The sequence below is a fragment of the Microbacterium sp. NPDC056569 genome, assembly GCF_042793475.1.
Classification (GTDB): Bacteria; Actinomycetota; Actinomycetes; order Actinomycetales; family Microbacteriaceae; genus Microbacterium.
Genome location: NZ_JBHTUV010000004.1, coordinates 239,508 through 258,253 on the forward strand (window position 1 = coordinate 239,508; position 18,746 = coordinate 258,253).

Sequence of the window (18,746 nt, forward strand, 5' to 3'; positions counted from 1 at the left end):
AGGCTGGAGGCATGACCCGAGCCGCCGTCGTCACCGTGTCGGACCGGTCGTCCGCGCGAGCGCGGACCGACGAGAGCGGGCCGATCGCCGTCGCCGCCCTGCGCGAAGCGGGCTTCGACTGCGCCGATGCCGTCGTCGTCCCCGACGGCGCCGACAGCGTCGAGCGCGCACTCACCGCCGAGGTCGTCGCCGGGGTGAAGCTCATCGTCACGACCGGCGGCACGGGCGTCTCCCCGCGGGATCAGACCCCCGAGGGGACCGCGCGCGTCGTCACGCGCCAGATCCCCGGCATCTCCGAGGAACTGCGCCGCCGCGGCGCCGCCGAGAAGCCCGCGGGCATGCTCACGCGAGGGCTCGCCGGCGTCGTCGACCCGCATGGGGTGCTCGTCGTGAACCTTCCGGGCTCGCCGGGGGGCGTGGCATCCGGCATGCCGATCGTTCTCTCGGTCGCGCGCCACGTGCTCGACCAGCTCGGCGGGAGCGACCACTGATGGCCGCGTCGACGGACGCCGTGCGCGTCGCGGCGATCAGCGCCGAGCCGCTCGACCTGGACGCCCACCTGCGTGCCGTCGACGACCCGCACATGGGGGCGGTCACGACGTTCGTGGGGCGCGTGCGGGATCACGATCCGGATGCCGCCACCGCCGTCGTCGCGCTCGAATACTCCGCCCACCCCGACGCCGAGGCGACGCTCGCGCGACTGGCGGCGGCTGCCGTCGGATCGACCGGGGCGCTGGTCGCGGTCTCGCACCGGGTCGGCACGCTGCACGTCGGCGATGACGCCGTCGTGATCGCGGTCGCCTCCGCCCATCGGGCGGCGGCCTTCGAGGTGTGCCGCGTGCTCATCGAGACGATCAAGACCGACCTGCCGGTGTGGAAGCGTCAGGTCGAATCCGACGGCACCGCCACCTGGCTCGGCCTCGGCGGCTGAGCTGCTCGCTCCCAGCGACGCCGCGCACAGAATCGGAGATTCTGCGCGACACGCCGGGTCGAGGCATCCGTCACCGGCCTGTCGCCGAAAGTCTCCGATGCTGTGCCGCGGCACAGGCACGGACGGCATGCGCAGAATCGGAGGTCCGTGCCGACGCGCCGGGGCGCAGCATCCGCTCTCGGCGTGCCGCCGAAGATCTCCGATGCTGTGCGGGCGATCAGCCGCCGGCGAAGGGCGGCAGCACGTCGACGAGGTCGTCGGCGGCGAGAGGCGTGTCGTCGGCGACGCGTGCGCCGCCGACGAGCACGGCGCAGCGGGGGAGGATGCCGCCGAGGCCGGGGTAGGCCGCCGACACGGCCTCGCGCAGCGCGCCCAGAGTGGTCTCGGGGCGGCGCTCGGTGTCGAGGCCGGTGGCCTCCTGGGCGGCGGCGAAGTAGCGGACGACGGCCACTAGACCTCCCACTCGTTCGCCATCGCGGTGATCGTGGCCGCGGCCGCCGCGATGTCTTCGGGCGAGCCGCCGGCGCGGCCCGCGACGAGGCCGGCGGCGAACGCGCTGAAGGGCGCAGCCGGCCGGGCGACGCCGAGGGCGACGTCGCGGGCGAGGTCGAGGATCAGCGACACCGGAAGCTCCTCGGGAGCGAGCCCGAACCGCTCGCGCAGCGCCGCGGCCCAGGCGTCGAGGGCCTCGGGTGGAAGGGTGCGGGACTGCTCGCTCATGACGGCTCCTCCGGGGTGCGCGGGGCGTGCTCGGCCCGTCGCCGGGCCTCCTCAAGATCCTCCCACGTGTCGACGTCGCGGGTCAGGTCGTCGGGCACGGCGACGACCGCGATCGCCAGATCGTCGAGCAGCGCGCGCATCGACGCGTCCCGCCCGGCATCCGGGAGGACGGATGCTGCCGCCCGCAGCGCGCGCGTGCGATACGCGCCGATCAGCCATTGGGGCCGGCTCGACGCGTCGGCGAGGCAGAGTCCCTCGGTGTCCGCGGGCAGCAGGGCGAGGTCGGCCACCAGGCGCCGCACGGCGGCGCCCACGCCGGGCAGGTCGCACGCGAGGAGGAGCGTCCAGGCGGGGTCGTCGGTCTCGGGCCACGAGTCCAGCGCGGCGATGACGGCGGCCGCCGGGCCGCTGAACGGCGGATCCTCGCGCACCCAGGCGACGGGCAGCGTCTCGTCGAGGAGGGGTGCGACGACCGTGATCGGCTGGGCGGCAGCATCCGTCGCCGCCGACACGGCCGCCGCGAGCAGCGTGCGCCCGCCGACGTCGAACAGGGGCTTCGCCGCGCCGTCGACGCGGGAGGCGCGGCCGCCGGCGAGGAGGATCGCGCCGATCCCGGCGTGGGCGGCGGTCATGCCTCGCCCGGCCGGTGCCAATCGCCGCTCTTGCCGCCGGTCTTGGTCACGATGCGCACGCTCTCGATCGAGGTGCCCTTGTCGAGGCCCTTCACCATGTCGACGACCGCGAGCGCCGCGACCGACACCGCGGTGAGCGCCTCCATCTCGACGCCCGTGCGGTCGGCGGTCCGGACGGTCGCCTCGACGCTCACGCCGTCGTCGTCGATCGTGAGGTCGACCGTGGCGCCGTGCACGCCGATGACGTGCGCGAGCGGGAGCAGCTCGGGTGTGCGCTTGGCGGCCTGGATGCCCGAGATGCGGGCGACGGCGAGCACGTCGCCCTTCGGCACCGAGCCGTCGCGGAGCGCCGCGACGACGTCCGGGGCGCAGCGCACGAAGCCGCGCGCAGTGGCCGAGCGCACCGTCGGCTGCTTGAGGGTCACGTCGACCATGCGCGCGTGGCCCGCCTCGTCGAGGTGCGTGAACGTCGGCTGGTCGGTGCTCATGAGATCAGCATGACATCGACGAGGTCGCCGGCTGCGACCGCGTCGACTTCGGCGGGCACGACCGCGTAGGCCTCGGCGCGGCCCAGTCCGCCCGCGAGGTGCGATCCGCCCGATGTCGCGGGGATCACCCGCCAGGCCCGCGGATCGGTGCGGTCGATGGTGACGGGCAGGTACTGCCGGCGCGCCGGCGGCGTGCGCCAGCCCGTGGCCGCGGGCAGCGTGAGCACGGGGCGCTCGAGCACGTCCCGGCCCTGCAGGCGCAGCAGGGCGGGCCGCACGAACACCTCGAACGACACGGCGGCGCTGACGGGGTTGCCCGGAAGGCCGAACAGCAGCGCGCCGGAGGGAAGGCGGCCGAAGCCCTGCGGCTTGCCGGGCTGCATCGCGACCTTCGAGAACGTCATCGTGCTCGCCAGCGTCGTCTTGACCACCTCGTATGCGCCCGCGCTCACGCCCCCCGAGAAGACGACCACGTCGGCGCGCTGCGCCGACGCCGGATCGGTCACCTCGGCGAGCAGCGCATCGAGCTCGCCAGGTTCGTCGGGCACGCTCGCGCGGCGCATCACCTCGGCGCCGGCGTCGTGAGCGAGTGCGGCGAGCAGCACGCTGTTCGACTCGGGGATCTGCCCGCGTCGCAGCGGCGCCCCGGGCTCGACCAGTTCGCTGCCCGTCGAGATGACGGCGACCCGCGGTCGGCGCGACACCACGACCTCCGCGACTCCGGATGCCGCGACGGCCGCGACCTGCAGCGCGCCGAGCACGACGCCTGCGGGGAGCACCTCGTCGCCGGCGCGCGCGTCCTCGCCGGCGCGGCGGATGTGCGCGCCGGACGCGCGTGGAGCGCGCAGCACCGAGACCGACCCGAGCGAGTCCGCGAGACCGCCGGCCGTGTCTTCGAAGGGAACGATCGCGTCGGCGGCGGAGGGGACCGGCGAACCCGTCATGATGCGCGCGGCGTCACCGGGGCCCAGGGCGGGGTCCGCGGCGGTCCCCGCAGGCAGATCCGCCACGACCCGCAGCGTCGCGGGAGCGTCGGCGGCAGCATCCGTGACATCCGCGAAGCGCACGGCGAACCCGTCCATCGCGGAGTTGTCGAAGACCGGGATGTCGACGGCCGCACGCACCGGCTCCTGGAGGGTGCGGCTGTGCGCGGCGGCGAGAGCGACCCGCTCGCCGGGCAGCGGCACGGCGGCGGCGAGCACGTCGGCCAGGTGCTCTTCGACCGTGCGGAGCCCGCTCACGCGTGCACCGCCCTGATGTCGCGGTTCCACGCATCGATGCCTCCGGCGAGGACGGATGCCTCGACCCCGGCTTCGCGCAGGGCCGCCGCCGCGCGCTGCGCGCGCATGCCCACCTGGCACACGACGACGACGGTCCGCGCCTCCAGTCGCGAAGGGTCGGCGAGCACCTCACCGAGCGGCATCAGAGCGGAGCCGGGGATGACGCCCCGCTCCGTCTCGAAGGGCTCGCGCACGTCGAGCAGCATCGTCCCCGCGCGCTGCGCCGCCAGGGCCTCGGCGGGCGAGAGCTGGGGGATCGGGGGCGCCTGCCGGGGCGGGGCGGACGCGGACTCCTGGGCGGGCGCGGAGGGCGCAGCATCCGTCCGCCCATCGGCAGCCGGGCGCAGCGGCACCTCGGCGGTGCGGCCACGGAGCGCGTCGATCACGAGCACGCGGCCGAGCAGGGGCTCGCCGACGCCGGTGATGAGCTTCACGGCCTCGGTCGCGAGAAGCGCGCCGACCTGCAGGCACAGCGCGCCGAGCACGCCCACCTGCGCGCAGGACGGGGCTTCGCGCCCGGCGTCGGGCGGGTACAGGTCCGCGAGTCGGACGGGCGTCTCGCCCGCCGGCGGCGCCGACCAGAAGACGGTCGCCTGCGCGTGGAACTCCTGGACGACCCCCCACACCAGCGGCACATCGAGCTGCTCGCACGCGACGGCGACGGCCTCGCGGGTCTCGAACGTGTCGGTGCCGTCGACCACGACGTGGGCGCCGGCGAGGAGCTCCGCCGCATTGTCGGGCGTGAGCTGCGCCTGCACCGGGCGGACGACGGTCGTGGGCGACAGGTCGGCGGCGACGCGCACCGCCGATTTGGTCTTCGGGGCCCCCACATCGGTCACGCGGTGCATGACCTGACGCTGGAGATTGGACGCCTCCACCAGGTCGTCGTCGATCACCGTGATGGTGCCGACGCCCGCCGCCGCGAGCGCGAGCACGACCGGGGAGCCGAGACCGCCGGCGCCGACGACGGCGACGTGCGCGGCGGCGAGCCGGCGCTGGGCGATGTCGCCGAAGCCCGCCAGCACCCGGTGGCGGGCGGTGCGCGTGCGTTCGGCGTCGGTCAGTTCGGCGACCGGCTCCACGAGCGGGGGAAAGGCCATGCCCTCAGGCTAGCCGCGCGCGTCACGGCCGGGGCCGCTCGGCTGGTTCAGCTGAGCCGGGATGCGCTGACGCGTCGCGCGTCGCGCGACGGCGTGAAGCCGTACTGGACAGCTCTGTCCGGTTACGCTCTACGATGAAGCGGCGGGTCGACGATGACCGGCGAGGACGGAGCACGAATGGACATCTCGGCAGTGAACCCGGCGCTGCGCACCGCGACCGAGAAGGCCCCCGTGGTGAACATCGAGAACGGGGCGATGCGCTGGTTCGCGGCGACGGCGTCGTCGCTCATCCCCGGCAAGCGCGTGGACGGGGTGGAGCGCCGCACGCTGCGGCACGACGGCGTGAAGCTGCGGGTCTACATCCCTGCCCGACCCTCCGGAGCAGGCCTGCTGTGGATCCACGGCGGCGGGCTCGTGCTGGGCGCCGCCGCGATGGACGACGTGCACTGCGGCGAGACGGCACGCGACACCGGGGTGACGATCGTCTCGGTCGACTACCGCCTCGCGCCGAAGCATCCCTTCCCGGCGGCGATCGACGACTGCTTCACCGGGTGGCAGTGGTTGCGCGCTGAGGCCCAGGCGCTCGGGCTCGACACCGCGCGGCTTGCGATCGGCGGCCAGAGCGCGGGCGGCGGGCTCGCCGCCAGCCTCGTCCAGCGAGCGCTCGACGCGGGCGACCCGGTCGCTGCGCAGTGGCTGTTCTGCCCGATGCTCGACGACCGCACCGCCGCGGACCGCGACCACGACGCCGCCGACCACTTCATCTGGAGCAACCGCTCGAACCGCGTCGGATGGTCGTCGTATCTCGGCGCGGCCGTGGGCGCGGAGTCGCTCCCGCCGTACGCGGCTCCGGCACGCCGCGACGACCTCGACGGAATGCCGCCGACCTGGATCTACACCTCCGACATCGAGCTGTTCCACGACGAGGACGTGGAGTACGCGAACCGGCTCCGCGCGGCGGGCGCGGACGTCACCCTCGAGGTCGTCGACGGTGCACCGCACGGATTCGAGGCGTGGGCGCCCGATCACCCCATGGCACGCCGGCTCTTCGCCACCGCGCGCGGCTGGCTCGGGGAGCGCCTCGGGCGCTGATGCCCGATGCCTCGGCGGCTTGCGGTGGCGGGAGTCGGTGCGGGGTGGGCTGCCGTGCCGCGGGCGTCGACGCCACACGGGTGAGCAGGAACAGCGCAGGGTGGCAGCCGGATCGCGGGTACTCCGCTCACCATGCCTCACGTCGTACCCGCCAGCCATGCGCGCACGTCCATCGCTCCGGGTTGGATCTGCCGTGTCTCGGCGGGGTCCGCATCCACCGGATTGTCGTGCAGCCATCGCCACATGGTGATCAGGTCGTCGCCGGCGAATCTGCGGAATAGGAACAGCGGCATGGGGAGACGCGGTGGCTTCCTCCCTGTGATCTCCCGGTAGATCTCCCGGCACTCCGCGATCGACTTGACATCGGCCACGAGGTTCAGATCTCGCCCGGCGAAACGCTCCGGCTCAGCGAAGACCCTGGCCGCGATCGCCCCCAGGTCCTGGACGCTGATCCATGCCACGCGATAGCCGTCGCCCAAGAGCTTCGGCATCGTGTACCAGGTCGAGCTCTGCGGGAAGTAGGCGGGGTCGGTCATGAGCTCCATGAACGCCATGGGACGCAGAACGGTCAGCGGGAGGCCCAGCTCCCTGAACCCGCGGGCGACTTCGATCTTCGCATCCCACTGCTCGATGCCCCGCGTGCGATCGTCCAGCCCCGCGGATCCGTACACAACGTGACGGACCCCGGCGCGCGCCGCCGCCCTGCCGGCGTTCAGCCCCTGCCGGATCTCGATCTCGATGAAGCCGGAGTGCGGCAGCTGCACACTGTAGAGCCCGTAGGCGCCGGCGAACGCGGCGTCGAGCGACCCCTGATCCTCCAGATCGGCGCCCACGATCTCCGCTCCGAGCCGGCGCAGCTCGGCCGCCTTCTCGCCATCCGGGGTGCGCGTGAGTGCTCGGACAATCCATCCGTCCGCGAGCAGGTGGCGCGCGACCTGACCGCCCTGGCGACCCGTGGCACCGAGGACGGCAACCGTACGCCTCGTCGTCGACACGATGTCGCTCCCTGAGGATCGCGGCGCACCGTCGCGCCTGCGCCGATTCTACGGCGGCGGCCTGCCGCGTGGGAGGTCGTGCGATGAGACGGTGCGGATTCCTGCGACCGCTGCATTTATCCGCATCAGCGGAGGAACACCAGTAATTAAGTCGCATCTGCGGTGCTAGCGTGAGTTCATGGCCAGCTACAAGATCGCCGAAGCGGCGCGTCTGCTCGGCGTCAGCGACGACACCGTGCGCCGGTGGGTCGACGCGGGCGCCCTGCCGACGACCGGGGCGTCGCCGATCGAGATCCCGGGCGATGCCCTCGCGGCGCACGCGGTCGAGCTGGCGGCGACGCCGAGAGACCCCGCGGATGTGCTGTCGAGCGCGCGCAACCGGTTCGTCGGACTCGTCACACGCGTGCAGGCCGACGGCGTCATGGCGCAGGTCGACATCCAGTCGGGCCCGCATCGCGTGGTCTCGCTCATGTCGAGCGAGGCGGTGCGCGAGCTCGGCCTCGAGCCGGGCTCCCTCGCCGTCGCGGTGGTGAAGGCCACGAACGTGATCGTCGAGACCCCGAAGGGCTGAAATGCCGCGCTCCGCGCTTCTGTGCACATCCGTCGTCCTCGGCGCCCTCGCACTGGCTCTCGCCGGCTGCGCGACCGGCGCCGACCAGGATCCGGTCGCGACATCCGCGCCGTCGAGCTCGTCCGCGCCCGAGCTCGACGGCGAGCTCACGGTGTACGCCGCGGCCTCGCTGAAGGCGGCGTTCGACGAGCTGGCGATGCGGTTCGAGGCGCAGCATCCGTCCGTCGAGGTCCAGCCGATCACGTACGACGGGTCGTCGACGCTCGCCACGCAGATCATCGAGGGCGCCCCCGTCGACGTGTTCGCGTCGGCCGACGAGAAGAACATGCAGAAGCTCGTCGACGAAGGCCTCGCATCCGGCCCCGAGCTGTTCGCGACCAACACCCTCGTGCTGGTCGTGCCCGCCGGCAATCCGGGCGGTGTCAGGAGCCTCGACGACCTCGCCGACACCGACCTCGCCGTCGTGCTGTGCGCGGCCGAGGTGCCGTGCGGCGCGGCGTCGGCGACGCTGCTGTCGAACGCGGGCGTGGTGGCCAGCGTCGACAGCTACGAGCAGAACGTGACCGCGGTGCTCACGAAGGTGGCCGCCGGCGAGGCGGACGCGGGACTCGTGTACGTGACGGATGCTGCGACCACGGACGACATCGACGCGATCGAGGTCGACGGCGCCGAGGAGGTCGTCAACCGCTACCCGATCGTGGCGCTGTCCGCCGCCGCGAGCCCCGACGTCGCCGAGGCGTTCGTCGCGTTCGTGCTCGGCGACGAGGGCCAGGAGGTGCTCGAGACCCTCGGCTTCGGAGCATCATGACAACCCGACCAGTGCAGCTCTCCGCACGGGAGGACCGCACGGGGTTCGTGCCCCGCGTGCTCGCTGTGCCGGCGGTGATCGGGCTCGCGCTTCTGGTCCTGCCGCTCGGGGCGCTCGTGCTGCGGGTCGAGTGGGCGACGCTGTGGAGCGACGTCACCTCGCCGCAGGCGCTGTCGGCCCTGGGGCTCTCGATCGCGACCGGCGCTGCGGCCACGGGGGTGTGCGTCGTGCTCGGGGTGCCGCTGGCGCTCCTCATCGCCCGCAGCACGGTCCGCACCGCCGCCGTGCTGCGCGCCCTCGTGACCGTGCCGCTCGTGCTGCCGCCGATGGTCGGAGGCGTGGCGATGCTGTTCCTCTTCGGCCGCACCAGCTGGGTGGGCGGCATCCTCGCGGAATGGGGCATCCGTATCCCGTTCACGACGACCGCCGTCGTGCTGGCGCAGACCTTCGTGGCGCTGCCGTTCCTCGTGCTCGCGCTCGAGGGGGCGCTGCGGGCGACCGGCATCGGGTACGAGCAGGCGGCGGCGGGCCTCGGTGCGGGGCGCTGGACGATCCTCGCCCGCGTGACGCTGCCGCTCGCCGCCCCGGGGCTGATCGCCGGCATCGTGCTCTGCTTCGCCCGCGCGATCGGCGAGTTCGGCGCGACGGCACTGTTCGCGGGCAACGCGCCGGGCGTGACCCAGACCATGCCGCTCGCGATCTATACGGCGTTCAACGGGGCAGGCGTCTCCCAGGGGACGGCGGTCGCGCTGTCGCTGCTGCTGCTCGTCACCGCTGTCGGCGTGCTGCTGCTCGTGCGCGCGTGGCGGGCGGAGGCGCCCCGATGAGCGCGGTCGCCACGCACGCCGGGACGGATGCTGCGTCCCGCGCCGCAGCCGGGATCGACGCCCGCGTGGTGGTGCGTCGCGGCGGGTTCGCGCTCGAAGCAGTGCTGCACGTGCCGGCGGGATCGGTCGTCGCGCTCATGGGACCGAGTGGCGCCGGCAAGTCGACGCTGCTCGGCGTGCTCGCGGGCCTGACGGCGTTCGACGACGGGCACGTGCACCTCGGCGGTCGCGTGCTCGACGCGTCACCGGCCCGCCGCACCCCGCCCGCGTCGCGCGGGGTGGTCCTGCTCGGGCAGGACCCGCGACTGTTCCCGCACCTCAGCGCGCTCGACAACGTCGCGTTCGGACTGCGCGTGCACGGCGCGACGAGAGCCGCCGCGTCGGTCGGAGCCGCGGACTGGCTCCGGCGCGTCGGTCTCGAGGGCCTCGGCGGGCGTCGTCCCGCGCAGCTGTCGGGGGGCCAGCAGCAGCGCGTCGCGCTGGCGCGTGCGCTCGCGACGACCCCTGCCGCGATCCTCCTCGACGAACCGCTCACGTCGCTCGACACCGAGACGGCCGGCGACGTGCGGGCGCTTCTGCACCAGCAGCTGGCGGCCACCGGAACGACGGCGGTCGTCGCGACCCACGACGCCGTCGACGCCGTGGCGCTCGCGAACCGCCTCGTCGTGCTCGAGGACGGCCGCGTCACGCAGTCCGGCCCGGTCCGCGAGGTGCTCGCCTCCCCGGCGACGCGGTTCGCCGCGGCGGTGGCGGGTCTCAATCGGGTGGAGGGGCGGACGGATGCTGCCACCTGGCGTGCCGGGAGCCTCGTGCTTCCCGTGCCGGCGGGTGCGCAGCATCCGTCGCCCGCGGCCGTGTTCCGCCCGAGCGACGTCCGGGTCGTCGACGGGCCACCGCGCGGGCTGGGGGAGTGGACCGCGCCGGTCGTGCGGCTCGAGCAGACTCCGGCGGGGGTGCGGGTGCGCACCGGGGATCCCGATGTCGCGGTGGACGTCGCCGCGGACCGCGCCGCCGGGCTCGCGCCCGGTGCAGCGATCACGCTGCGGGTGGACCCCACCGATGTGCGGTTCGTCGCCGAGCCCTGAGCCTGTGGCAGGCTCGGCGCGTTTCGTCTCGCTCGTTCCTCGCTCGCTCACCGACCCGTGGGTGAGATTCCGGCACGGGGTCCGGGGCGGGTTGGTCGAGACCGGGGGCGGCGATCACTGCGAACGGCGGAGCCGTAGACTCGGCCGGTGATGCGAATCCGCCCCTTCCGGCCCGGCGACGAAGCCGCCCTCGCCGAGATCTGCCTCAAGACCGCGGATGCCGGAGCCGACGCCACGGGCCTCCTCGACGACGACGACCTCTGGGCCGAGATCTTCGTGCTCCCGTACGCGGCGCGTCATCCGGAGTTCGCCTTCGTCGTCGAGACCGCCGACGACCGGGTCGTGGGCTACGTCGTGGGCGCGCCGGACTCGGCCGCGTTCGAGGACTGGTTCGCCACCGAGTGGTGGCCGCGCTTCGCCGAGCGCTGGCCGAAACCGCAGGGTGACCCGCTTCCGGTGAGCGTCTCGCGCCAGGACGGCATCGTCCGCTACGCGTACGCGCGCCACGGAGGTGCGCAGCCGTTCGGCGACGAATACCCCGCGCACCTGCACATCGACCTGCTGCCCGAGACCCAGGGGCAGGGGCTGGGCCGCCGCCTCATCGAGACGCTCGAGGACGCCCTGCGCGACGCGGGCGTGCCCGGCCTCCACCTCGTCGCGTCGTCCGACAACACGGGTGCGATCGCGTTCTATCCGCGCGTCGGGTTCGAGCCGCTGCCGTCGCCCGAGGGCACGCAGGTCTTCGCGACGCGCCTCTGACCGACGCGCCCGCGAGCGCATCCGCGGCCGGACGTCAACCCCGTGCCGGCATCCGGCGGCTCGCGTAGTCTGCGGGCGTGGAGGATGTCTCGGCGCCGACCGGCCGCGAACCGGCACTCACCGCCCAGCCGCGTGAGGACGGCTCCGCGCCGCGAGCCCTCGTGCTCGGCGCCACGGGGTACATCGGCGGGCGCCTGGTGCCGCGGCTGCTGAACGCCGGGTACGAGGTCCGCGTGCTGGCGCGCGATCCGGCGCGGGCGTCGGCGTTCCCGTGGGGCGACCGCGTCGAGATCGTCCGCGGAGACGCCGAGGACGCAGCATCCGTCGGCGAAGCCGTGCGCGATGTCGACGTCCTCTATTACCTCGTCCACTCGATGTCGCGCGGCGCGAAGTTCGCCGATGCCGACCGTCGCGCGGCGCAGACCGTCGCGCGGGCGGCGGCGACGGCATCCGTCGACCGCATCGTCTATCTCGGCGGCCTGCACCCGGACGACGTGGCGCTGTCGCCGCACCTGCGATCGCGCGTCGAGGTCGGCGAGACATTGCTCGCGAGCGGGGTTCCGACGATCGTGCTGCAGGCGGGCGTCGTGATCGGATCCGGGTCGGCGTCGTTCGAGATGGTGCGCCACCTCACCGAGGTGCTGCCGTACATGCCGGCGCCGAAGTGGGTGCGAAACCGCATCCAGCCGATCGCCGTGCGCGACGTGCTGCACTACCTGCTGGGCGCCGCGCGGCTGCCCGCCGACGTGAATCGCGCGGTCGACATCGGCGGGCCGGACGTGCTGCGCTACGGGCAGATGATGAACGGCTACGCGGTCGAGGCGGGGCTGCCGCAGCGGCCCATCGCGGCGCTGCCGGTGCTCACGCCGCGCCTCGCCTCGCACTGGGTGAACCTCGTGACGCCCATTCCGCGCTCGATCGCGCGTCCGCTCGTCGAGTCGCTGCAGAACGAGTGCATCGTGAAGGACCACGCGATCGATGACCTGATCCCGCCGCCCGACGGAGGCCTCACGCCCTACCGGAGGGCGGTGCGGTTGGCGCTCGGCCGCGTCGAGGCGGATGCGGTCGAGACCAGCTGGCAGGATGCCGAGGTGCTGGACGCGCCCAGCGACCCGCTGCCGAACGATCCCGACTGGGCGGGCAGGGTGGCCTTCACCGACGTGCGCACCGCGCACACCGCGGCCTCGCCCGCGGCGCTGTGGGGCGTGATCGTCGGGATCGGCGGCGAGAACGGGTGGTATTCGTCGCCGCTGCTGTGGGCCGTGCGCGGGTGGATGGACCGGCTCGTCGGCGGCATCGGGCTCGCCCGCGGGCGGCGCAGCAAGGGGCGGCTCGCCGTCGGCGACGCGCTCGACTTCTGGCGGGTCGAGGCTCTCGAGCCGGGACGGATGCTGCGCCTCCGGGCCGAGATGAAGGTGCCGGGGCTCGCGTGGCTCGAGCTGCAGGCGTCGCCGGATGGCGACGGCGGTGGCTCACGCTACGACCAGCGGGCGGTCTTCTTCCCGCGCGGGCTCGCCGGGCGGCTGTACTGGCTTGCGGTGCTGCCGTTCCACGGGTTCATCTTCGCGGGCATGGCGCGGCGCATCACCGCGACGGCGGAGGCCGTCGTGGCGGAGCCTCCGCCGACGTCGCCCTGACCGGGATCAGCCGCCGAGGAGCGGCGCGCCCGACACCAGCCGATCGAGCACCGAACCCGGCGGCACCTCGTCGTACTTGTAGCTGAGCTTCTGCACGATCGACGCGCCCGCGACGAAACGGAGCGGGTCGGGATCCCACGGCTGCATCATTCCGAGCTGCAGGAGGTGGCTCGCGGCGCTGGACAGTGTGGGCGCAGCATCCCACTGCCCGTGGAACTCGGGCACGAGATCGAGGAGCGCCTCGAAGATGCGGTGGTAGAGGAAGTAGTCGGGGATCCCGCCGCCGGACCCCCACCACGCCTCGAGCGCGAGACGCTGCAGCCGGATCAGCGGCGTCGCGGGCACGGCGGCGATGAACCAGTTGCCGATCTGGCGATGGGTCCAGCGCGGGTACAGCGCCCCCGCGGTGAGGAGAGGGGCCACGGCCCCGGGCAGCGGCGCCGGCGCCCAGCAGGTCGCGTCGACCCAGATGCCGCCGAGCCGATCGAGCACGCTGATGCGCACGAAGTCGGAGAAGTGAGCGGGGTGGTCCTTCTCGAGGGCGGCGGCGACCGCGTCCGGGATCTCCACCAGACCGCGCGCCGACTCGCCGTCCAGCACGGTGAGCGGCGTCGGCAGATCGGCGTGCAGGCGCGTCATCCCACCGACGCAGGCCCGCACCAGCGGCGGTGCGGAATCGAGGGGCGTGTTCCAGAACGTGTAGAGATTGAGCGCCGACGGGTCGACGCGCGCGCCGTCGCGGTCAGCGATCAGGCGGCCGTCCCGGCGGGTGCCCGGCTGCTCGGGGAGCCCCGCCGCCACCCGCAGCTCGGGCAGACGCGGCCGGAGGAAGTCGGCGAACGTGCGGTACGCCGCGATCGCGGCGACGGGGTCGACCGAGTCGCGGAATCTGTCCGCACGCCGCAGCTGCGCCTCGAGCCCCGGAAGCGGGTTCGGGATGCCGTCGCTCACGGTGCGAGCTTATGCTCTGGTCGCGACGGCGCCGGGATCACGCGACCAGGCGTCCGTCTTCGATGCGCACGACGCGGTCGACGAGGTCGTCGGGCACGGCGACATGCGAGATCAGCACGACGGCCTGATCGTCCTGCACCGCGCCCAGCAGGTCGGCGAGCAGGCGATCGGATGCCTCTGGGTCGACGCCCGCGGTCGGCTCGTCGAGCACGAGCACCGGGAAGCCCCGCAGCAGCGCCCGTGCAAGCGCGATGCGCTGCGCCTGTCCGCCCGACACGAGCGCGCCGCGCTCGCCGACGCGCCCACCGAGGCCGCCGCGCTCGCGCAGCCAGGAGCCGAGGCCGACGCGGTCGAGCGCGGCCTCGAGCTCGGCATCCGTCGCGGTGTCGCGTGCGAAGAGCAGGTTCTGCCGGATGTCCTCGTCGAAGAGCATCGGATGCTGCTCGCACAGGCCGACCGAGAGCCGCACGTCGTCGGGGGAGAGCTCGTGCACGGAGCGCGCGCCGATGTCATAGCCGCCGTCGGTCTCGAGGAACCGCACGAGCGCGTGCGCGAGGGTGCTCTTGCCCGCGCCGCTCGAGCCCATCACGAGCACGCGCTCGCCGGGGCGGATCGCGAGGTCGACCCCGTGCAGGGCCGGGTGCACGGCGCCGGGCCAGCGCACGCTGGCCGCGTGCAGGCGGATGCCGTCGCCGAGCGCCGGGGCGTTCCCCGTCGGCTCGATCGACTCGGGGGCGAGCTCCGGCGGCAGCGTCGCGGGGAGGGAGTCGGCGATGCGCTCGGCCGACGCCCGCACCTGGCGCCACGCGGACGCCGCCATCGGCACCGAGGCGAACACCTCGAACACCGCCATCGGCACGAGCACCGCGACCGCGAGGGACGGGCCGGTCATGGAGCCGGACGCGGCACCCGGCGCCGCGACCAGCACGGCCGCGATCGACGCGGCGCCGGCGAGGAGCGACACGAGGGCGGTGGTGCCGGCCTGGGCCCCGGAGCGGCGCACGACGGCGCGGCGAAGGTCGGCGTCCGCGCGGGCGATGCGCTCGCGGCTCTCCGCCTCGGCCCCGAAGGCGGCGAGCACGTCGAGGCTGCCGATGTGATCGAGCACCGCGTCGGCGAGGCGGGCGCGCAACGGCGCGATGGCGCGCTCGGCGCGGGCCCCCGACATCCATCCCCACAGTGTGGCGACCGCGGCGGCGACCAGGAGGCACGCCAGCAGGGTCAGCGCAGCGGGCCACCACACGAACGCCACCAGCACGACGGCGCCGAGGGCGACCAGCGCCGACGAGACCAGCGGCTGCACGACTCGCAGCGGGAGGTTCTGCAGCTCGTCGACGTCGTCGACGAGCGCGCCCAGCACCGAACCGCGGCGCGTGCGGGCCAGCCCGTCCGGTGCCAGCGGCACCAGCCGGCGGACGAGGTCGGCGCGCGTCGATGCGAGCTGCCGCAGGGCGGCGTCGTGGCCGGTGAGCCGTTCGAGGTAGCGGAACGACGCCCGCGAGATCGCGAAGAACCGCACGCCGACGACCGCAGCCGAAAGGTACAGCACGGGCGGCTGCTCGCTCGCCCGGACGATGAGCCACGCGCTGACGGCGAGCAGCGCGACGGCGGAGGCTTCCGAGGCGAACCCTGCGGCCAGGCTCCACCAGAACCGCCGCACCGGTGGCATCGCCCCGCGCAGCACGCCGGCCGGCGTCGAGGGCTGCTCGCCTGTCGCATTGTGCTGCTCGGCGCGGCCGTTTGCGACAGGTGAGCGGGGGTGTTCGGGCTCCCGCGGCGCGGTCATGCGAGCACCTCGCTCGGCTCGAGTCGCACGACCTGGTCGGCGACGGCGCGCGCGGACGTGCGGTGCGAGATCAGCAGCACGGTCGCGCCCTCGTCGGCGAGGAGACGGATGCTGCGCCACAGCCGACCTTCCGTCTCGGGGTCGAGTGCCGAGCTGGGCTCGTCGAGCGCGATCACCGGGGCGTTCCCGCGCAGGTGGCGGTAGAACGCGCGGGCGACCGCGACACGCTGCGCCTGGCCGCCGGAGAGTCCGGCGCCCTGCGCGCCGAGCTCCTGCGCCGGGTCGAGCGCATCGGCGCAGGCGAGCTCGAGCGCACGCCGCACCGTCGGCAGGTCGGGGGCCGGGTCGCCGAGGGTGACGTTGTCGGCGATGCTGCCGGTGAGGAGCCCGGGGCGCTGACCCGCCCACGCCAGCCACTCCGACGGCGCGAGGGTGCGCAGGACGGCGCCGTCCCACGAGGCGTCCCCGTCGAACGCGGCTGCTCCCCGCAGCGCCGCGAAGAGGCTCGACTTGCCGGCCCCGCTCGGCCCCTCGATGAGGGTGACGGTGCCCGGGTCTGCCGTCAGGTCGACGGGCGGCAGCATCCGTTCCCCGCGCCGCACCCGCAAGCCGTCCAGAACGAGTCTCTCCTTCTGCTCACCTGTCGCATTCTGCCGCTCCCCACGACCGTTCGTGCCAGGTGAGCGGGGAAAGGCGACGGCGACGTCGGAGCCCCGCGCCGCGTCGAGCACGTCGAACACGTCGTCGGTCGCCGCGACCCCCTCGGCCGCGGCGTGGAACTGCACGCCGACCTGGCGCAGCGGCAGGTACGCCTCGGGCGCGAGCAGCAGCACGAACAGACCGACGGCAAGGGTGAGCGCGCCATCGATGAGCCGGAAGCCGATCGAGACCGCCACGATCGCGACGGCGATCGAGGCGAGGAACTCGAGCGCGAAGCCCGACAGGAACGACACCCGCAGCACGCGCATCGTCTCGCGGCGGTACTCGCCGGTGACCCGTTCGATGGATGCCGCGGCCCGATGCTGCCGCCCGAACACCTTGAGCGTCGACAGCCCCTGAACGGTGTCGGCGAACCGCGAGGCGAGGCGCTGGAGGGTGCGCCACTGCCGTTGCTGCACCGAGCGGGTGGCCAGGCCGATCAGCACCATGAAGATGGGAATGAGGGGGAGCGTGAGCAGCACGGTCAGCCCCGACAGCCAGTCCTGCCACCACATCACCGCGAGGATCAGCGGTGTCGCGACGACGGTCTGCACCAGCTGCGGCAGGTACCGGCCGAAGTACGCCTCGAGGGCGTCGAGCCCGCGTCCGGCGGTCACGGCGAGCGCGGCCGAGTTGCGGGCGCCCAGCCACTCCGGACCGAGCACGCCGATGGCCTCGTTGAGCGCCGCGCGCAGCTGCCCCTGCACGCGGGCGGCGGCGCGGGCGGCCACGGCTTCGCGCGCCCACAGCAGCACCGCACGCAGCGCGACCACGATCGCGAGGGCGCCGAGGGTGGGCGCGAGGTCGGCCCACGGCATCCCGTCGATCGCCCCGGTGATCGCCCGCGTCAGCAGCCACGCGAACGCGACGACCACCGCGGTCTGCGCCGCCGCGATCGCGGCGATGGCGACGAAGAAACCGCGAGAGGCGCTCGCGTACCTCAGCAGCCGCGGGTCGACGGGCTTGCCGTTCACGCGAGGCGGGGCATCCGTCTCACTCATTCCACTTCGACCCTACCCATCCCTCGCTCTGTCGCCGTCCACGGCTTGACCGCTACTCTGTGTCGCACCGCGCGAAGGGGCTGAGGCGCATGTGGAGCATTCCGATCATCGACGGCCCGGTGCCATGGATCGTGTACGGCCTCGCCGTCGCTTTCTTCCTGGTGCTGCTCATCCGCAGGCCGACCGGGCGATGGGTGCTCACCGCGCTGCTGGCGCTCCTGGCGGGAGCGCTGGTCGGACTGGGCGTCGGGCTCCTCATCGACGCGACCGACGCCTTCGGCAGCGACCCGCTGCCCACGCCCGTGCTGTGGTGGGCGGCGGTCACGTTCGCCGCGATAAGCCTCGCGGTGGCCAACCTGTGGAGTTCGCCGCTGTGGCGCAAGATCGTCGCGATCGCCGGCATCGTGGTCTTCACGATCGCCGGGACGATCGGCATCAACGCCGTCTACGGTCTCAACCCGACGCTCGGCAGCCTGTTCGGCATCTCCGGCGACGAACCCATCGTCGTGCCGACGAGCACCGCGTCCGCCGACCCCGATGCCGGTCCGCTGTACGCGACGTTCACGCCGCCCGCCGACATGCCCGCCAAGGGGCAGCAGGGCACCCAGGTCATCCCCGCGACCACCTCGGGCTTCGATGCCCGGCCGGCCGGGATCTAGCTGCCGCCGGCGGCGCTGGTGGCGGACGCACCGGCGCTGCCCCTCGTCATCATGATGATGGGACACCCCGGCAACCCCGACCCGAGTTACATCGCCGGAGTGCTCGACGACTTCGCCTCGAAGAACAACGGCCTCGCGCCGATCGTCATCGTCCCCGACCAACTCGGACCCGACGGGAACGATCCTGCCTGCGCCGACTCTCAGGCGTACGGCAACGCCGAGACCTACGTCACGAAGGACGTCGTCGACTGGGCGAAGCAGAACCTCCACATCCTCCAGGACCCGGAGTACTGGGTCATCGCCGGCTACTCCAACGGCGGCGGCTGCGCCGTGAAGTACCTCGCGAAGTACCCCGACCAGTGGAAGAACCTCATCGACGTCTCGGGGGAGCCGTTCCCCGGCTCTGAGGACCCCGGCAGCGTCACGACGACGATCTACGGCGGCGACACGGCGGCGTTCGAAGCGGCCAAGCCGATCAACATCATGAAGGCCGCACCCTCCGGCACGTACGACGGCATGACGGCGGTGTTCACCGCCGGCTCTGAGGACCCGACCTACATCCAGGCCGCGACGGACGTCTCGTCCGAAGCGCAGGCCGTCGGCATCACGGTCACGTACTACGAGGTGCCCGGCGCCGGTCATGTCGGTGACGCGCTGACCGGAGGACTGCAGGAGGGGTTCACCGTGATGTATCCGGTTCTGGGGCTGTCGGCGAGATGACCGAG

General features: G+C 73.5%; 21 protein-coding genes. 11 read left to right on the top strand and 10 right to left on the bottom strand.

Features of this window, described 5'->3' with window-relative positions; all coding sequences use genetic code 11:
* Window positions 1–11: 11 nt before the first annotated feature.
* Both ACFQ7C_RS07120 and ACFQ7C_RS07125 read left to right on the top strand, forming a co-directional pair.
* A complete protein-coding gene (locus ACFQ7C_RS07120; protein ID WP_378898806.1) occupies window positions 12–491 on the top strand; it encodes a molybdenum cofactor biosynthesis protein B in 480 nt (159 codons plus the stop codon).
* Complete coding sequence (locus ACFQ7C_RS07125; RefSeq protein WP_378898807.1) at window positions 491–931, top strand: molybdenum cofactor biosynthesis protein MoaE; 441 nt, start codon at window positions 491–493, stop codon at window positions 929–931. The genes ACFQ7C_RS07120 and ACFQ7C_RS07125 overlap by 1 nt, the downstream gene beginning before the upstream one ends.
* 217 nt (window positions 932–1,148) lie before the next feature.
* On the opposite strand, the gene ACFQ7C_RS07130 is transcribed toward ACFQ7C_RS07125, so the two are convergent.
* The 6 genes from ACFQ7C_RS07130 to ACFQ7C_RS07155 are packed head-to-tail and all read right to left on the bottom strand — an operon-like array spanning window position 1,149 to window position 5,151.
* Complete coding sequence (locus ACFQ7C_RS07130; protein ID WP_378898808.1) at window positions 1,149–1,382, bottom strand: MoaD/ThiS family protein; 234 nt, start codon at window positions 1,380–1,382, stop codon at window positions 1,149–1,151.
* Complete coding sequence (locus ACFQ7C_RS07135) at window positions 1,382–1,651, bottom strand: DUF6457 domain-containing protein (RefSeq protein ID WP_378898809.1); 270 nt, start codon at window positions 1,649–1,651, stop codon at window positions 1,382–1,384. Before ACFQ7C_RS07135 ends, ACFQ7C_RS07130 begins: the two co-directional genes overlap by 1 nt.
* Window positions 1,648–2,283, bottom strand: coding sequence for a molybdenum cofactor guanylyltransferase (locus ACFQ7C_RS07140; protein ID WP_378898810.1), 636 nt, complete (start codon window positions 2,281–2,283; stop codon window positions 1,648–1,650). Before ACFQ7C_RS07140 ends, ACFQ7C_RS07135 begins: the two co-directional genes overlap by 4 nt.
* A complete protein-coding gene (gene moaC, locus ACFQ7C_RS07145) occupies window positions 2,280–2,771 on the bottom strand; it encodes a cyclic pyranopterin monophosphate synthase MoaC (protein WP_378898811.1) in 492 nt (163 codons plus the stop codon). Before moaC ends, ACFQ7C_RS07140 begins: the two co-directional genes overlap by 4 nt.
* Entirely contained in the window at window positions 2,768–4,012 is a 1,245-nt protein-coding gene (gene glp, locus ACFQ7C_RS07150; RefSeq protein ID WP_378898812.1) for a gephyrin-like molybdotransferase Glp, read from the bottom strand. The genes moaC and glp overlap by 4 nt, the downstream gene beginning before the upstream one ends.
* Window positions 4,009–5,151 (bottom strand): ThiF family adenylyltransferase, encoded by a 1,143-nt coding sequence (locus tag ACFQ7C_RS07155; protein ID WP_378898813.1) that lies wholly within the window; start codon window positions 5,149–5,151, stop codon window positions 4,009–4,011. Before ACFQ7C_RS07155 ends, glp begins: the two co-directional genes overlap by 4 nt.
* Window positions 5,152–5,328: 177 nt before the next feature.
* Here ACFQ7C_RS07155 and ACFQ7C_RS07160 point away from each other — a divergent pair, with 177 nt between their 5' ends.
* Window positions 5,329–6,243: an alpha/beta hydrolase gene (locus ACFQ7C_RS07160; protein WP_378898814.1), complete on the top strand. Its 915-nt coding sequence runs from the start codon at window positions 5,329–5,331 to the stop codon at window positions 6,241–6,243.
* Window positions 6,244–6,380: 137 nt separating this feature from the next.
* Here the strand turns inward: ACFQ7C_RS07160 and ACFQ7C_RS07165 are convergent, their stop codons facing one another.
* The gene (locus ACFQ7C_RS07165; RefSeq protein ID WP_378898815.1) at window positions 6,381–7,238 is read right to left on the bottom strand and encodes an NmrA/HSCARG family protein; all 858 of its coding nucleotides are present in this window, start codon (window positions 7,236–7,238) and stop codon (window positions 6,381–6,383) included.
* 178 nt (window positions 7,239–7,416) lie between these two features.
* Here ACFQ7C_RS07165 and ACFQ7C_RS07170 point away from each other — a divergent pair, with 178 nt between their 5' ends.
* The 6 genes from ACFQ7C_RS07170 (at window position 7,417) to ACFQ7C_RS07195 (ending at window position 12,925) form a co-directional block, all read left to right on the top strand.
* Window positions 7,417–7,809 (top strand): molybdopterin-binding protein, encoded by a 393-nt coding sequence (locus ACFQ7C_RS07170; protein ID WP_378898816.1) that lies wholly within the window; start codon window positions 7,417–7,419, stop codon window positions 7,807–7,809.
* Window position 7,810: 1 nt separating this feature from the next.
* A complete protein-coding gene (gene modA, locus ACFQ7C_RS07175; protein WP_378898817.1) occupies window positions 7,811–8,617 on the top strand; it encodes a molybdate ABC transporter substrate-binding protein in 807 nt (268 codons plus the stop codon).
* Complete coding sequence (locus ACFQ7C_RS07180; RefSeq protein WP_378898818.1) at window positions 8,614–9,444, top strand: ABC transporter permease; 831 nt, start codon at window positions 8,614–8,616, stop codon at window positions 9,442–9,444. Before modA ends, ACFQ7C_RS07180 begins: the two co-directional genes overlap by 4 nt.
* Window positions 9,441–10,529 carry a sulfate/molybdate ABC transporter ATP-binding protein gene (locus tag ACFQ7C_RS07185; RefSeq protein ID WP_378898819.1) on the top strand — a complete coding sequence of 363 codons (1,089 nt, stop codon included), beginning with the start codon at window positions 9,441–9,443 and terminating at the stop codon, window positions 10,527–10,529. Before ACFQ7C_RS07180 ends, ACFQ7C_RS07185 begins: the two co-directional genes overlap by 4 nt.
* A gap of 147 nt (window positions 10,530–10,676) precedes the next feature.
* The gene (locus tag ACFQ7C_RS07190; protein ID WP_378898820.1) at window positions 10,677–11,288 is read left to right on the top strand and encodes a GNAT family N-acetyltransferase; all 612 of its coding nucleotides are present in this window, start codon (window positions 10,677–10,679) and stop codon (window positions 11,286–11,288) included.
* A 77-nt stretch (window positions 11,289–11,365) separates the two neighbouring features.
* Entirely contained in the window at window positions 11,366–12,925 is a 1,560-nt protein-coding gene (locus tag ACFQ7C_RS07195; protein WP_378898821.1) for an SDR family oxidoreductase, read from the top strand.
* A 6-nt stretch (window positions 12,926–12,931) separates the two neighbouring features.
* Here ACFQ7C_RS07195 and ACFQ7C_RS07200 read toward each other — a convergent pair whose 3' ends face one another.
* From ACFQ7C_RS07200 to cydD, 3 genes are all read right to left on the bottom strand, one after another.
* On the bottom strand, window positions 12,932–13,876 hold the full coding sequence (locus tag ACFQ7C_RS07200) for a capsular polysaccharide synthesis protein (RefSeq protein ID WP_378898822.1): 945 nt from the start codon (window positions 13,874–13,876) through the stop codon (window positions 12,932–12,934).
* A gap of 37 nt (window positions 13,877–13,913) precedes the next feature.
* Window positions 13,914–15,545 carry a thiol reductant ABC exporter subunit CydC gene (cydC, locus tag ACFQ7C_RS07205; protein WP_378898869.1) on the bottom strand — a complete coding sequence of 544 codons (1,632 nt, stop codon included), beginning with the start codon at window positions 15,543–15,545 and terminating at the stop codon, window positions 13,914–13,916.
* A gap of 113 nt (window positions 15,546–15,658) precedes the next feature.
* The gene (gene cydD, locus ACFQ7C_RS07210) at window positions 15,659–17,362 is read right to left on the bottom strand and encodes a thiol reductant ABC exporter subunit CydD (RefSeq protein ID WP_378898823.1); all 1,704 of its coding nucleotides are present in this window, start codon (window positions 17,360–17,362) and stop codon (window positions 15,659–15,661) included.
* Window positions 17,363–17,451: 89 nt separating this feature from the next.
* On the opposite strand from cydD, the gene ACFQ7C_RS07215 reads away from it, so the two are divergent.
* Both ACFQ7C_RS07215 and ACFQ7C_RS07220 read left to right on the top strand, forming a co-directional pair.
* Window positions 17,452–18,021, top strand: a complete 570-nt coding sequence (locus tag ACFQ7C_RS07215) for a hypothetical protein (protein WP_378898824.1) — start codon at window positions 17,452–17,454, stop codon at window positions 18,019–18,021.
* Window positions 18,022–18,039: 18 nt separating this feature from the next.
* A complete protein-coding gene (locus tag ACFQ7C_RS07220; protein WP_378898825.1) occupies window positions 18,040–18,741 on the top strand; it encodes an alpha/beta fold hydrolase in 702 nt (233 codons plus the stop codon).
* Window positions 18,742–18,746 lie beyond the last annotated feature (5 nt).

Excerpts from the sequence above, each read along its gene's own strand:
- ACFQ7C_RS07120 (WP_378898806.1), top strand. The coding sequence starts at position 12 with ATGACCCGAGCCGCCGTCGTCACCGTGTCGGACCGGTCGTCCGCGCGA.
- ACFQ7C_RS07125 (WP_378898807.1), top strand. The coding sequence starts at position 491 with ATGGCCGCGTCGACGGACGCCGTGCGCGTCGCGGCGATCAGCGCCGAG.
- ACFQ7C_RS07135 (WP_378898809.1), bottom strand. The coding sequence starts at position 1,651 with ATGAGCGAGCAGTCCCGCACCCTTCCACCCGAGGCCCTCGACGCCTGG.
- ACFQ7C_RS07140 (WP_378898810.1), bottom strand. The coding sequence starts at position 2,283 with ATGACCGCCGCCCACGCCGGGATCGGCGCGATCCTCCTCGCCGGCGGC.
- moaC (WP_378898811.1), bottom strand. The coding sequence starts at position 2,771 with ATGAGCACCGACCAGCCGACGTTCACGCACCTCGACGAGGCGGGCCAC.
- ACFQ7C_RS07155 (WP_378898813.1), bottom strand. The coding sequence starts at position 5,151 with ATGGCCTTTCCCCCGCTCGTGGAGCCGGTCGCCGAACTGACCGACGCC.
- ACFQ7C_RS07160 (WP_378898814.1), top strand. The coding sequence starts at position 5,329 with ATGGACATCTCGGCAGTGAACCCGGCGCTGCGCACCGCGACCGAGAAG.
- ACFQ7C_RS07170 (WP_378898816.1), top strand. The coding sequence starts at position 7,417 with ATGGCCAGCTACAAGATCGCCGAAGCGGCGCGTCTGCTCGGCGTCAGC.
- modA (WP_378898817.1), top strand. The coding sequence starts at position 7,811 with ATGCCGCGCTCCGCGCTTCTGTGCACATCCGTCGTCCTCGGCGCCCTC.
- ACFQ7C_RS07180 (WP_378898818.1), top strand. The coding sequence starts at position 8,614 with ATGACAACCCGACCAGTGCAGCTCTCCGCACGGGAGGACCGCACGGGG.
- ACFQ7C_RS07185 (WP_378898819.1), top strand. The coding sequence starts at position 9,441 with ATGAGCGCGGTCGCCACGCACGCCGGGACGGATGCTGCGTCCCGCGCC.
- cydC (WP_378898869.1), bottom strand. The coding sequence starts at position 15,545 with ATGCCACCGGTGCGGCGGTTCTGGTGGAGCCTGGCCGCAGGGTTCGCC.
- cydD (WP_378898823.1), bottom strand. The coding sequence starts at position 17,362 with ATGAGTGAGACGGATGCCCCGCCTCGCGTGAACGGCAAGCCCGTCGAC.
- ACFQ7C_RS07215 (WP_378898824.1), top strand. The coding sequence starts at position 17,452 with ATGTGGAGCATTCCGATCATCGACGGCCCGGTGCCATGGATCGTGTAC.